The 14,128-nt window shown below is 54.3% G+C and carries 12 protein-coding genes; 8 read left to right on the forward strand and 4 right to left on the reverse strand.

Annotated elements, in window-relative coordinates:
• Positions 1 to 71: 71 nt before the first annotated feature.
• Genes BN8908_RS07155 through BN8908_RS07180 form a run of 6 tightly spaced genes read left to right on the forward strand, consistent with a single transcriptional unit; the run spans position 72 to position 6,599 of the window.
• Complete coding sequence (locus BN8908_RS07155) at positions 72 to 1,142, forward strand: glutaminyl-peptide cyclotransferase (RefSeq protein ID WP_004293583.1); 1,071 nt, start codon at positions 72 to 74, stop codon at positions 1,140 to 1,142.
• On the forward strand, positions 1,142 to 1,639 hold the full coding sequence (locus BN8908_RS07160; RefSeq protein WP_004303978.1) for a transposase: 498 nt from the start codon (positions 1,142 to 1,144) through the stop codon (positions 1,637 to 1,639). The genes BN8908_RS07155 and BN8908_RS07160 overlap by 1 nt, the downstream gene beginning before the upstream one ends.
• Positions 1,636 to 3,693: a TonB-dependent receptor gene (locus tag BN8908_RS07165; RefSeq protein ID WP_004293585.1), complete on the forward strand. Its 2,058-nt coding sequence runs from the start codon at positions 1,636 to 1,638 to the stop codon at positions 3,691 to 3,693. The genes BN8908_RS07160 and BN8908_RS07165 overlap by 4 nt, the downstream gene beginning before the upstream one ends.
• 24 nt (positions 3,694 to 3,717) lie before the next feature.
• Entirely contained in the window at positions 3,718 to 4,857 is a 1,140-nt protein-coding gene (locus tag BN8908_RS07170; RefSeq protein ID WP_004293586.1) for an ABC transporter substrate-binding protein, read from the forward strand.
• Positions 4,858 to 5,838, forward strand: coding sequence for a FecCD family ABC transporter permease (locus BN8908_RS07175; RefSeq protein WP_004293587.1), 981 nt, complete (start codon positions 4,858 to 4,860; stop codon positions 5,836 to 5,838). It begins immediately after the preceding gene.
• Complete coding sequence (locus BN8908_RS07180; protein ID WP_004293588.1) at positions 5,835 to 6,599, forward strand: ABC transporter ATP-binding protein; 765 nt, start codon at positions 5,835 to 5,837, stop codon at positions 6,597 to 6,599. The genes BN8908_RS07175 and BN8908_RS07180 overlap by 4 nt, the downstream gene beginning before the upstream one ends.
• 85 nt (positions 6,600 to 6,684) lie before the next feature.
• Here the strand turns inward: BN8908_RS07180 and BN8908_RS07185 are convergent, their stop codons facing one another.
• Both BN8908_RS07185 and BN8908_RS18930 read right to left on the reverse strand, forming a co-directional pair.
• Positions 6,685 to 7,995 carry a hypothetical protein gene (locus BN8908_RS07185; protein WP_004293589.1) on the reverse strand — a complete coding sequence of 437 codons (1,311 nt, stop codon included), beginning with the start codon at positions 7,993 to 7,995 and terminating at the stop codon, positions 6,685 to 6,687.
• A 6-nt stretch (positions 7,996 to 8,001) separates the two neighbouring features.
• Entirely contained in the window at positions 8,002 to 9,414 is a 1,413-nt protein-coding gene (locus BN8908_RS18930; RefSeq protein ID WP_229119251.1) for a hypothetical protein, read from the reverse strand.
• A 259-nt stretch (positions 9,415 to 9,673) separates the two neighbouring features.
• Between BN8908_RS18930 and BN8908_RS18935 the strand changes: the two genes are divergently transcribed.
• Positions 9,674 to 9,853, forward strand: a complete 180-nt coding sequence (locus tag BN8908_RS18935; protein WP_235837414.1) for a hypothetical protein — start codon at positions 9,674 to 9,676, stop codon at positions 9,851 to 9,853.
• A 419-nt stretch (positions 9,854 to 10,272) separates the two neighbouring features.
• On the opposite strand, the gene BN8908_RS07195 is transcribed toward BN8908_RS18935, so the two are convergent.
• Both BN8908_RS07195 and BN8908_RS07200 read right to left on the reverse strand, forming a co-directional pair.
• Entirely contained in the window at positions 10,273 to 11,961 is a 1,689-nt protein-coding gene (locus BN8908_RS07195) for a hypothetical protein (RefSeq protein ID WP_004293591.1), read from the reverse strand.
• Positions 11,958 to 12,848, reverse strand: a complete 891-nt coding sequence (locus BN8908_RS07200; RefSeq protein WP_004293592.1) for a hypothetical protein — start codon at positions 12,846 to 12,848, stop codon at positions 11,958 to 11,960. Before BN8908_RS07200 ends, BN8908_RS07195 begins: the two co-directional genes overlap by 4 nt.
• A gap of 81 nt (positions 12,849 to 12,929) precedes the next feature.
• Between BN8908_RS07200 and BN8908_RS07205 the strand changes: the two genes are divergently transcribed.
• Positions 12,930 to 14,120, forward strand: a complete 1,191-nt coding sequence (locus BN8908_RS07205) for a toll/interleukin-1 receptor domain-containing protein (RefSeq protein ID WP_224200102.1) — start codon at positions 12,930 to 12,932, stop codon at positions 14,118 to 14,120.
• Positions 14,121 to 14,128: the final 8 nt, after the last annotated feature.

Genomic DNA, 14,128 nt, shown 5'->3' on the forward strand with positions numbered 1-14,128 from the left:
CACCCATTATTTTACAAGGGAACAGGGTACTGGCCGAAAGACCGGTACTCTTTCCCGTTTATAACAAGCCAATGAAACATCTGATACGACATATCATTCTTCTATGCGGGTTGCCGCTGTTGCTGGCGGGCTGCATGGAGTGGGACTACGGAGATGCGGTGGAAGATTTCAACGCTACCGGAGCCGGGTTGTTCATCACCAACGAGGGCAACTTCCAGTACGGCAATGCCACGTTGTCGTACTACGACCCCGAAACCCAACAGGTGCAGAATGAAGTGTTCTTCCGTGCCAACGGCATGAAGCTGGGCGACGTGGCGCAATCGATGTGCATCCACGACAATAAGGGCTGGGTCGTGGTGAACAATTCCCACGTGATTTTCGCCATCGACCTCAATACGTTCAAAGAGGTGGGCCGTATCACGAACCTGACTTCGCCGCGCTATATCCATTTCCTCAGCGACGAGAAAGCCTATGTCACCCAATTGTGGGACAACCGCATCTTCATCATCAACCCCAAGAAATATGAAATCACCGGTTACATCCAGGTGCCGGACATGACGATGGAAAGCGGCTCCACGGAGCAGATGGTGCAGTATGGCAAATATGTCTATTGCAACTGCTGGTCGTACCAAAACCGCATCATCAAGATCGATACCGAAACGGATCAGGTGGTAGAAGAACTGAAAGTCGGCATCCAGCCCACCTCGCTGGTAATGGACAAGAACCACAAGATGTGGACGATCACCGACGGTGGGTACGAGGGTTCGCCCTACGGCTACGAAGCCCCGTCTCTCTACCGCATCGATGCCGAGACGTTCACCGTAGAGAAGCAGTTCAAGTTCAAGATGGGCGACTGGCCTTCGGAGGTGCAGCTCAACGGTACGGGCGACAAGCTCTACTGGATCAACAAGGACATATGGTCGATGGACGTGGATGCGGAACGTGTTCCCGTGCGCCCGTTCCTCGAATACAGCGGTACGATTTATTACGGCCTGACCGTCGACCCCGTGCGTGGCGATGTCTACGTGGCCGATGCCATCGACTACCAGCAGCAGGGCATTGTCTACCGCTACTCGTCCGAAGGTGAACTGATCGATGAATTCTATGTCGGGATAATCCCCGGCGCATTTTGTTGGAAGTGATGGGCAGGATACGACACCTATACCATCTCATCTTCGTTACCAAAGGACGCAAGATGACGATTCCGACAACGGGAAAAGGATTGATGCTCGAGCGGATGACACGGATTTTTACAGGGAAAGGTTGCCGCGTACATGCCGCCAATGCCTTTCTCAACCACGTGCATGTACTTGTCGAGATTCCGAATTCCGGGGATTTCAGCAAGATCGTGAACAAGGTGAAAGGCGCCACGGGAACGGTATACCAGAAAACCCCGGAATATGCCGACTTCTCCGGTTGGGCTGCCGGATTCGACTCGTTCAGCGTGTCGTTCAGCGACCTTCACCGGCTCAGACGGCACATCGAGGAGCAGCATACAATCCATCAGGAGATCTCGTTCGAGGAAGAATACGGACAACTGCTTGAAGAGAATGGGTTCGACCCGCATCAAACGTCCGTGCCGGCATCCTCCACGGTACATTTTTCCGCGAATACCCACCCTAAAAACGGAATCAAATGATTTATACGAAATACATACTTTTCTCGCTACTGCTCGTCTGTCCGTCCGTATTGTCCGCGCAGGGAATCACACGACGCATCCACCAGATAGACGAGGTCACGGTGTGGGGCAAACGCCCGATGAAAGAAATCGGCGTGCAGAAGACGAAGTTCGACTCGCTCGCACTGAAAGAGAACATTGCCTTATCGATGGCCGACATTCTGACGTTCAATTCGTCCGTGTTCGTCAAGAGTTACGGACGCGCCACGCTCTCCACCGTTGCTTTCCGCGGCACGTCGCCCAGCCACACGCAGGTGACGTGGAACGGCATGCGCATCAACAATCCCATGCTGGGTATGACCGACTTTTCCACCATACCGTCCTACTTCATAGATCAGGCCTCGCTGCTTCATGGCACGTCGTCGGTGAATGAAACGGGCGGCGGACTCGGCGGACTTGTCAAACTCGGTACTACGCCGCAGGTCGGCGAGGGCTTCCATGCCCAATACGTGCAGGGCATCGGGTCGTTCCGCACGTTCGACGAGTTCGCCCGCTTCACCTACGGCAGCGACCGATGGCAGGTCTCGACCCGCGCGGTCTATTCGTCGTCGCCCAACGATTACAAGTACACCAACCACGACAAGAAGATAAATATCTACGACGAGGAGAAGAACATCATCGGACAGTATCATCCCAAGGAACGCAACCGATCGGGTTCGTTCAAGGACCTGCACCTGTTGCAGGAGGTATATTACAACACCCTGAAAGGCGACCGTTTCGGGTTGAACGCATGGTATATCAACTCCAACCGGGAACTGCCGATGCTCACGACCGATTACGGCGATGAGACCGCCTTCGAGAACCGCCAGCGGGAGCAGACGTTTCGTGGTGTCCTGTCATGGGACCATATCAAAGAGAAATGGAAAGTCGGCGTGAAAGGCGGTTATATCCATACGTGGATGGCCTACGACTACCGTCGTGAGGTGGCGCCGGACAACTGGGCCTCCATGACCCGTTCGCGGAGCAAGATAAACACGTTCTACGGACAGGCGGAAGCGGAATACTCGCCCGGCAGGAAATGGTTCTTCACCTCGAACGTATCCGTGTACCAGCATCTCGTGCGCAGCGAAGACAAGAACATCATCCTTCAGGATGGCAACAAAGCCGTCGTCGGATATGACAAGGGGCGTGTCGAGCTCTCCGGTTCTGTATCGGCCAAATGGCAGCCTGTCGAGCCGTTGGGCTTGTCGCTGGTCTTGCGCGAGGAGATGTCGGGCGACAAATGGGCTCCGCTCATCCCGGCATTCTTCATCGACGGACTGATTTCGCGCAAAGGGAACGTGATGGTGAAAGCCTCCGTATCGCGCAACTATCGTTTTCCGACTTTGAACGACCTCTACTTTCTGCCGGGCGGCAACCCCGACCTTAAAAACGAACACGGCTTCAGCTATGACGCCGGAGTGAGTTTCGATGTCGGCAAAAAGGGGGTATATAAACTGGGCGGCAGCGCAAGCTGGTTCGACTCCTACATCGACGACTGGATCATCTGGCTGCCGACGACCAAGGGGTTCTTCTCGCCGCGCAACGTGAAGAAAGTCCATGCCTACGGTGTCGAAGTGAAGGCCAACCTTGCCGTGCAGCCGGCAAAGGACTGGCTGATAGACCTGAACGGTTCCTATTCGTGGACCCCCTCCATCAACGAGGGCGAAAAGATGTCGCCCGCCGACCAGTCGGTGGGAAAACAACTGCCTTACGTGCCGGAGCACTCCGCCTCGCTGACAGGACGGCTGTCATGGCGGACGTGGGCGTTCCTCTACAAGTGGGCTTACTACTCGGAACGTTTCACCATGTCGAGCAACGATTACACGCTGACAGGCCACCTGCCCCGGTATTTCATGAGCAATATCTCACTGGAGAAAATGCTGTCGTTCAAACCGCTGGATGTACAGTTGAAACTTGCCGTCAATAACCTGTTCAACGAGGACTATCTCTCGGTGCTGTCGCGTCCTATGCCCGGCATCAACTTCGAGTTCTTCATCGGCATCACCCCGAAATTCGGGAAAAGCAGAAAATAATGTAAACGTAAATAAGGTAATGATATGAAAGTATTAAAGAATTTGAGCCTGATGGTGCTGCTTGCGCTGGCATTTGCAGGCTGTCGTGGCAAGAGTTCCCAACTTGCCGATTTCAACAAACAGCTTTACGCTCCCGAATATGCCTCGGGATTCAAGATTGAAAGAGCAGACGGCAGACAGAGCGTGCTGGTTTCCGTCATGAATCCGTGGCAGGGCGCGGATAGCGTCACCACCCGGTTGTTCATCTCCCGTAACGGGGAACCCGTTCCCGAGGGTTTCGACGGGCAGGTCCTCGAAGGGGATGCGCAGCGCATCGTGGCGATGTCCTCGACCCATATCGCCATGCTCGACGCCATCGGCGAGACGGCACGTGTGGTCGGCGTTTCGGGACTCGACTATATCTCCAATCCCGACATTCAGGCACGCCGCGACAGCATCGGCGACGTGGGTTACGAGGGAAATATCAATTATGAACTTCTGTTGTCGCTCGACCCTGACCTTGTGCTGCTTTTCGGCGTGAACGGGGCCAGTGCGATGGAGAGCAAACTCAAGGAGCTCGGCATCCCGTTCATGTATGTCGGCGATTATCTCGAAGAATCTCCGCTGGGCAAAGCCGAATGGCTGGTGGCGCTTTCGGAGGTCGTCGGGAAACGCGCGAAGGGCGAAAAGGTATTCGCGGATATTCCGATCCGATACAATGCGCTGAAACAGAAAGTGTCCGGTGCCGTTCTCGATGCCCCGTCGGTCATGCTCAATACGCCCTACGGCGATTCGTGGTTCATGCCCTCGACGGAAAACTATGCCGTGCGGCTGATTACCGACGCCGGAGGCGACTACATCTACAAGAAGAACACGGGCAACTCTTCGACGCCTATCGACTTGGAGGAGGCATACCTGCTCGCTTCGGAGGCCGATATGTGGCTGAACGTCGGCATGGCGAACACACTCGACGAACTGAAAGCCGCCTGCCCGAAGTTCGCCGATACCCGCTGCGTCCGAAACGGCTATGTCTATAACAACAACGCCCGCACCAATGCCGCCGGAGGCAACGACTACTACGAATCGGCCGTCGTGAATCCCGACCTTCTTCTGCGCGACCTCGTGAAGATATTCCACCCCGAGTTGGTCGAAGAAGATTTCGTATACTACAAACAACTGAAATAGATGCGTTCACGCCCCGTCATCCTGTTCACCGCGTTGTCCGTGCTTACGGTCGGCCTCTTCCTGTTGGATTTGGCTGTGGGCGCGGTTCGCATTCCCGTCGGCGACGTATGGGCGGCCCTGACGGGCGGCGACTGCCCGCGGACTACGGCGAAAATCGTACTGAACATACGGCTGATAAAGGCGGTTGTGGCTCTGCTGGCCGGGGCGGCGCTATCGGTCAGCGGCTTGCAGATGCAGACATTGTTCCGCAATCCGCTGGCCGGCCCCTACGTGCTGGGCATCAGCTCGGGTGCAAGCCTCGGCGTGGCGCTCGTGGTGCTGGCAGGCGTCGGCTCGTCGATAGGCATCGCCGGAGCGGCTTGGCTGGGTGCGGCCGTCGTGCTGCTCGTAATCGCTGCCGTCGGACACCGCATAAAGGACATTATGGTGATATTGATTTTGGGTATGATGTTCTCGTCAGGCGTGAGCGCTGTCGTGCAGATATTGCAATATCTGAGCAAAGAGGAGGCGTTAAAGGCGTTCGTCATCTGGACGATGGGGTCGCTCGGCGACGTGACGGTGCCGCAGCTCGCCATCCTCCTTCCGTCGGTCATCGTCGGGTTGCTGCTGGCCGTATGGACGATCAAACCGCTCAACCTCCTGCTCTTCGGCGAGGAATATGCCGTAACGATGGGACTGAATATCCGCCGTTCGCGCGGTCTGCTGTTTCTCTCGACGACGCTGCTGGCCGGCACGGTAACGGCTTTCTGCGGCCCGATCGGCTTCATCGGTCTTGCCATGCCTCACGTCGCGCGGATGCTCTTCCGCGAGGCCGACCACCGCGTGCTCCTGCCGGGAACCCTTCTCTCGGGGGCGGCGGTATTGCTTCTTTGCGATATCGTTTCCAAAATGTTCACTTTGCCCGTAAATGCCATTACCGCACTGCTGGGAATCCCGATAGTCGTATGGGTGGTTTTACGCAATAAATCGATGACGGTATGATAGAACTGTGCGATTTTTCCATAGGCTACGCAGAGAAGAGGCTTCTCGATAAGGTCGATGCCTCTTTCAAAAGAGGACAGCTGACTGCCCTTATTGGCAGGAACGGCACGGGGAAATCTACACTTCTCCGTGCCATAGCCGGACTGAATCATAATTATTGCGGTAAAATCCTGCTCGACGGACATTGTATCGCAAACATGAGAACTCCGGAGAAGGCAAGGCAACTGGCATTTGTCACGACCGAGCGCACACGCATCGCCAACCTGCGGTGCGAGGATGTCGTGGCTATCGGCCGCGCCCCTTACACCAACTGGATCGGCCGCATGCAGCCTCAAGATAGGGAAATCGTCATGCGGTCGCTCTCTTCGGTCGGAATGGAGGCGTATGCCGGCCGCACGATGGATAAGATGTCGGACGGTGAATGCCAGCGCATTATGATAGCCCGTGCTCTGGCTCAGGAAACGCCCGTCATCCTGTTGGACGAGCCGACCTCGTTTCTTGACATGCCCAACCGTTACGAATTGTGTTCCCTGCTCGCACGGTTAGCGCATGCTGAGGGCAAATGCATTCTGTTCTCCACTCACGAACTGGATATAGCCCTCTCGCTGAGTGACAGAATAGCCCTTATCGATACGCCCGTCCTTCACTGTCTGCCGACCTCCGAAATGATCCGCAGCGGGCATATCGAGCGGCTGTTCAACAATGCCGCCGTACAATTCGACCCCGTGAGCGGGATCGTGAAATCCATGCCAAGAGACTGACTTTCCTGTCGGGAAACACGTCAGACGCAATGAGGGTGTCCCAAAAAGTATTTGGCACCCTCGTATTCGTTGTAAGACATGTCGTTTATTTCGATACCTCGCACATCAGCACGCCTTTCCCCGTCACATCGGCTTTCGAGACCGTGATGGATTTTCCCGTGTAGGTCTTCACGACGGAAGTCCCGGCAGAGTTCCACAGTTTCCATGTATAGGTATAAGCTGTCCCGCCCGTGTCGATTTCCTCACCGCCCCTGTATAACACGGCTTTGGCATCCACGTCATTGCCGTTGTTCTTGATGGTGAACCCCTTCTGGCTGACCAGATCAACCGTGATGGGGTCGGACATATCCGTGAAGGAGATGATGTCGCAGACGACCTTGTTCGCCGAGGCGTTGCCCGCCGAGGTGTCCGTATCCTTGATGGCGCACTTGAAGGTCTCGAAGTTGAGAACGGCATCTGCCGTAATCGTGATTTCGTTTGTCGTCCAGCCTGCCGTCACGCCCCGAGGATTGGTCGAGGTAAGGCATGCCCAGCCGGCACCCAGCATGGAGTTGTAGTAGGGACACGAAACGGCGGCTCCCGATGCGGCTGCGGCACTCAGTGCGGAGGTCAGCGTCACGACCTTCGTGGAGGCGTTGACTGCCGAAATGGTGTACTGTGCCGATCCTATGGTTATCCTGCCTCCCGCCTCCATGTTCATTACCGAAGCGACCGTTATGGTCGTGGCTCCGGCTGCCGCGGCAGCTGTCAGTGTCGTGCCCGCGAATACCGCCGAATCCTTGATGCCCCACGCGTAGGTGACGTTCGTCGTGTCGATAGAGGCTCCGCGCCACAGGTCGCAATGCGCCCTGAGCGTCGCCACCTCGTCGTTCTTGAATACGATGCCGTCGGGTGCATACGCCACGGCGGCGATCATCGCTCCGGCGTTCAGGTGCTGCGTGAACTGAATCTCCGCCCGGAACGGAATCTCCAGCCCGTTGGCGTCGATGTAAACCGCCTCGAAAGTATAACGCACTTGCGGAGCGGAAACGGTCATGTGGTTGGCTTTGACGGTAAGGGCATACTTGGCCGATGCCGCGCCGATGGTGCAGCTGTCCTGTCCGGAGACGATCGCCGTACCGTTCTTGTACCACTTGGCCGAGCCGCTCTTCACGCCTGCCGTAAGCGTCGCGGCATTGCCTACCGAGGTGATCTGGTCGGTCGCCGCCTGACCGCTGACGAAGAGCGAAGGGGTAAGTACCAGATAGGGAGAAGCCGCCCACGAAGGGGCATAGGCATTGTTGTCTCTGTTGTACACCTGTGTCAGGGGCTGCGAGGAGCCGATGAATGCCTGCAACGATACCGCGTCGTTCTGGTCGATGATGGTGACCTGCCCGCGGGCTACTTTTACTGCCATAATAGATTATCGGTTATTTGTTATTTCCACTTCGCAATCGAAAACGGCCTTGCGCCACACGTCCCCGCCGGTTATCTCTATCTCCCTGCCGTAACGCGGTGCGGCGTTCCATATCCTGTCACTCTCCGTATCGCGGCTCGTCCGTATCCAGCGGAAATTGCCGTCGGGAATGAGCGATGTAATCTCTTCACCGCCCCTGTACACCCTGGCACGGAGTACCGTCGAGACGATTCCGTTGCGGAATGTCGTGCCGTTTTCAGACTCCACATAAACAGTATAGGAGGGAGATCCGTCGTAAAGTTTGAAAAAGGTATGGGTCGCACTGATTTTTTCATTACGGTATGTTGCCGTGTAGCGGAGGGTCAGCACGTCGCGCCCTTCCCAGCCATGAAACGGGGGTGTCATTTCAAATACGGCGGCATTGCATCCGGCATCTTTCCATATGCCGTCAACGGCAAGGTATTCCCACTGCCGACTTTCCGGCTCGAAATTGTATTCGGTCGCCACAAGCGGGATATTCTCCGGCTCGCATGCGCCTGAAAGCTCGTCCTTGAAATGGAACGCCGTGCCGCCTGTCAGGGAGACGGAACGGGGCTTGAGCAGTTCCTGCGCCTCCTCATCGAGGTCTTCCCAGCGGATGGTCACATCGCGCAGTTCGATGGTATCCTTGCCCCACTTGAACCGTCCCGAGGCGAAATGGCCCGTCCCGTCCGGATGGATGACGAAAGAACCGTCCCGTGAAACGATCGAGCCGTCTTCGTTCAGCCGCAACAGGGGATTCTGTATGGTACCCCCGATACCTCCCTTATTGAACCAGGCACCGTAATCGTCCGTGTAGGACAAGGCTTCATCGGTCGCCTGATAGGGGGTCACGTTCCTTCCGGCCTCCAATTGAGGGGCGGACAACGACAGGGGGACGGAAGCGGCAATGCCGAGACACATGACGGGGGAATCTGACCCGCGTATGAGGAACGGGACATTATAACGGACCCATCCTTTACCGGCAGCCACCGTCCGATCACCGACAAGATGTTCATCCTGATAGAACCGGATGGCTGCCGTATCTTCCGCTTTTATCCAGACTGAGAAACAATAACAGACTCCTGTATGAGCCTCCCGCCAGGCGGCACTTTGCGCACCAAGAAGACTGTCTCCGGCTATCCGTACACACCGCCCGAGTCCGGCGGGAGATGTTTCATCCAGCTCTTCCGAATGGCTGAACCGGCAGGACAGGCTGTCGGGTATGACATTCTTGTGGATTTTGCCCACATAAAACGTGCTTGAAAAACCGTTCTCGTCTCCCGCGGTAAGCGTGCCGGCTATATTGACATTGCGTGTGGCATAGAGATTCTGGAAATAGGCCCCGTAACCATCCAACATGCCGAAGACCGGATCGATGATGCCGCTGACCTTTCCCACACGGGCCTTGCTCGCCTCGCTGAAAGCGGATACGGAGGCAAGACGAACAATGTTCAGGTCGGCGACCTCGCACCAGTCCCCCTCGGAGGCCAGGCTTGATGTCAGGTCAAGAAACAGGCTCCGGCTGTACTGTGCCGGGTAATCCACGGTGATGACCCATAACTTGTACTTCCATTCCCGGCCGATGGAGATTTCATCTTCCGCATCCGTCTTTTCACGGTTCGTATAGCCGAATCGGATCGGTACGGAACCTGATGTTTTGGAAGACCTGACCTTGAACGATACCAGCAGGCGCTCCGGGTATCCGACCGGTTCTTCCAATGTCAGCATCAGCCCGAAGGAAGCGTTTCCTGCCGGTTCCGCGTTGCGGATAATGCGGACAATGCGTGTCGCTTCCGAATCGGCATCCAGATATTCCGTTTGCAGCATGCTGCCATAAACGGCGTACCTGGACTTGTCCGGCACTCCCGCCATGCCTCCGTCCATGACGGGATAGCACAGGGAGCGTTCGGTCGCCATGCCGTCGATGACATCCATATAGGGTGAATCGCTGTCAGAAGCCGTCAGGTACAAGGCGCCGCTACGTGCCGTATCGAACAGGTTGGTAATCCGCACGAAGTCCAGCAGTTCACCGCCCTGCGGTTCGTCCCCGTCCAGCAATGCCCCGATGAAATAAGGGGCGTCCTTGTCTCCGACAAGCTCCGTTCCGGTTTCTGTCACGCACATCAGCGAATAGACGGTACGCTCCCGTTCGGCATATTGCCTGCGGATGATATCCCCGGCTTGCAGTCCCTGTGTCTTCTGCGAGTCGGGGGCAATACGGATCTTGTATGTCGGATAACGGAATACGGACATGGATTATGACAGTTTTTCCACGGTGTCTCCCGAACAGCTGTCGCTGATCCAGAAGGAACCGTTGGTTACCGAAGTCTTTTCGACCTCGAACTCATAGGCGCGGAACTTACGGCGGGCCACCACCTCGTCGAATGTGGCGGAGACGCCTCCTGTCGTCCGGTTCCGGCGGACAGCCCATCCGCTTCCGGAAAGGCCCGGGGAAAAGAACTCCGAAGAGAGCGACCCGGTAAAGACGCTGTTTCCGTAATGCCGGATACCGTCCTCCACCGCTTGCAGGCGTAACGCCTCTGTCAAGTATAGGATTCTGTCAGTAATCCGGGTGGGCGACGCATGGATTCCGATATGCCCGGCTGCTTCCAACGGAACAGCGACCGTAACGAAATCGGCATCGGTGCGGATATGGAACGATTCGCTGTGACGGTTCTGCGGGGCATAACAGCTCACGGACGGACGGTGTGAAAAATCCGTGCTGTGAGGGATAGCCGTCCTTACGTCCTCTTCCTCGTAGATTACCTCGGAAGAAAGCGATACGCGCTCCCTGTCGCCTGTGAACATAAATCCCTCTGCTGTGCCCATCCGCAAGCGCTTGTGGATAACGATACCTTCATCGGAAGTGTCTACCCGGTATGAGGAGAGCAGGTCGGCGCCGTAGTTGTGGCGGACAGTCAGCGAGCCCGGAAAACAAGCCTTTCCGTAAGGGGAAAGCATCAGACACTCGCCGTCCACGTCCGATATGCCGGAGAACAGGCGTATCTTCGGGGTATGGTCGCCGCCTAAAAGAAGGTCACCGCCGATACTCCCGAACTGTATCTTGTCCTTGTCGGTACAGAGCAGTACGGGAACATCTCCGATCCGGATGCCGAATCCGTCCAGGAACGAGAGGAACCCGCCGAGCGCGACATCCTCTTCCGAAAACGAAAGCAGACATTTCCCTTTGTCGCCCAGTTCCACGCCTTGCAAGGCTTTCAGTCCGCCATCCATGACCGTACTCCCTCGCACCGTCAGATTCCGTCTCACCATGCCGTCCCGCATCGTCCAATCCACCGTGTCCGTATTGGCGTTGCCACGATGATAGACATCCTGCCCGCCCACGGCCAGCCGTGTCGGGGAGATGGATATTCCTGTATCCTCGTCCCCGATAATCCATGCCCCTTTGGAATGTACCGTCGCATCCAGAAAGTCTATATGGGAAGCGTTGATTGTAGCGGTGGCCTTGTCCGCGTCGTAACGGAGCAACTGCCTGCCGCCGATATGCAGGCTGTCGCCCCCGACTTTCAGGTTGCCGGTAATCCTGATACCGTACTCGATGGCAGTTACCACACCTTCCGGATCGGTAATGTCCTGCGAATAGGTTTCCAGGATACGGGTGTTTCCAATGCCGGCTTCGAAACCGTAATTGGCACTGAGCTTGCCGGTCATGTCACCGCCCGATTTCTTCAGGTAATCCAACAGCAAGCCACCGCTTCCGGAACCGCCTTCTCCCGTAACGGCTCCGGCAATGGCGGATGCAAAACCGTAAGCGGTATTCTTCAGTCTCAGGCTGGTCTCGTCGCCTTCCTCGATGCCGTAAGGATGCTCGTCGTCCTTTTTCTGCTGGGCATTGAAAAAGTTATGGTACAGCTGTGCATAGATGGAATAGCACAGGCTCTCCTTGTCGAGGGTTTCTATATCGGGATGCAGTTGTACGCTCATTTGGTATAGCTGGTCTTGGAAAGAAATTTCTGGATACGTGATGTCAGCGAGATGAAGTTCGGCATATTGATCGGCGACATCGTGCCCATCAGTGTGGGAGTCATGATTTTCGAACATTCCGTCAGGAAGTCGAGCATCAGCCGGGCAAGCTCATTACCCAGAACCAGCGGCTCGGTGGCATTCTCGTCACCGAGCGTCACCTTGTTGTCGGCAACGGCAACGGTCGTGGAATTGACCTTTTGTACCACTTTATCTGCTGTCTGTCTGACTTCAGACTTGTCCACCGTATGCGTGATGCTTTCCGCATCGATAACGGTTGTCGCTTCCTTGTCCTTGTCATTCCTAACGGTTGTTGTGACGGCCGTCGGCGTATAGTGGGTGGAGGTCTCGTTACCGGTGGTTTCCAGTTCGTCGTAGTCCGGGGAAGAGTCGTTTTCCGGATCCAGTTCCTCCATTTCGGTCACGCCGATGACGGTTTCCGTGCGGGCATTGAGCCGCAGGATATCCACATGGGAGAAGTTAACCACATAGGCATAACGGGTGGCGGCATCCATGAAGATGGTCACGTCGGAAAAAAGTGCGGGGACGATCAGGAAGCCGCCTTCGCTGTTGGTGGCGGCCGAGAGCAACACGCCTTTATGGATAACAGGTTCGGCGGAGGCCGTCTCGTCCGGGTACTCGCCGACATCAATGGTACCGCCGTAGTCGGAAAACTCCTCGTCCGAGGGGTTGTCGTGTATCTTGGCGACATAGCCGTGTATCATGCGGGCCGTACCGATACCGGACATGCCTCCGGGAGCCAGATTGATACGCTCCATACTCCGTCCCAAGGCTATCTTGCGGATAGCCTCACGGATAAGCAACTGGTTGGATTTGTCTGAAGACATGAGTTTTTTGAAAGAATAGGAGGAGCATAGTTTATTGGTTGCCAATTATTTTGTACTTTTGCAAAGACAATGATATTACTTATGAAACAAGAAATTTTAGAATCCTATATTACATATATATTTGATTTCTTTCAAAAATCAAGATGCTTTAAAGCCGGGCAAGGTAACATGCTCAGAAATTTTAGATTTGCAGCTGAAAAGCAATTTACTCGTAATCAATTGGGTATATTGTATTTCCTGGTAAATACCCTCATTGATAATGGCTATCTCTACTTAAAAGATAGAGATTTTATAGCTCTTACGGAGAATGGTGCCGATGTTATAAATGGGGGAGAGTGTGTTATTCCTAAAATTTCCCTTGAGCGGACAATTTATGAAAAAGAGACCAGTAGATCAGATATATATGAACAGCTTTGGAATATTATCGGATCGAACAAAGAAAATGATTATGCGCCGCTGTATGTAGATGGACCATTGTTTTATAATACAATCAGGCCATATTTAACAACATTGTCGTTACCTCATACATATGGGGAATATATGGCAGAATTGCGGGAAAAGGAAGAATTTACATCAAGAATTAAATGGTATAGGACTTTATTTTTAGCTCTTGATGAGAATGATGTACAAAAATTCCTCAAAGATTTGTCTATCAAAATAAACAGGCTGCTGCTAATGAATACTCCAAAAGATGCGATACAAGAAGCTTTGAATCCTTGGGCAGATGTAGACATTCCTACAATCGATAATACGCCTCTGCCTGAAATTCTCAATAAAGTGGCGGAAGAACCAATTGTGAATAAAAACAAGCCGTTTGTGTTGATTTCGTATGCGTGGGAGGTAGAAGACAATGTCTTTATGAATTGGATTCAAACTTTCGCCAAAGATTTGCGAAGACGAGGGATTGATGCTCAAATAGACCAGTATCAACCTCATGGAACTGACTTGCCTAAATTTATGCTTGAAAGCATCCGTAAGGCAACTAAAGTTCTGTGCATTCTGACTCCAAAGTATAAAGAGAAAGCTGAATCCGGTAAAGGAGGTGCCGCTTATGAAGGGGGTATAATATCACATGAAATATATAACAATCAGGGAACCACTAAATTTATACCGGTTGTACGCAAAGGGTCTTTTGAAACTTCGACACCGGATTTCATTAGTGGAAGAAAAGGTTTTGATTGCTCTACTGACGATAAATACAATAGCGAACTTCCGAATATTATCAAGGTAATAAACGAAGAACCATTGATAGAAATTCCTCCTGTTGAATAACGGTAAAT

Source organism: Culturomica massiliensis, from assembly GCF_900091655.1.
GTDB classification, from domain to species: domain Bacteria; phylum Bacteroidota; class Bacteroidia; order Bacteroidales; family Marinifilaceae; genus Culturomica; species Culturomica massiliensis.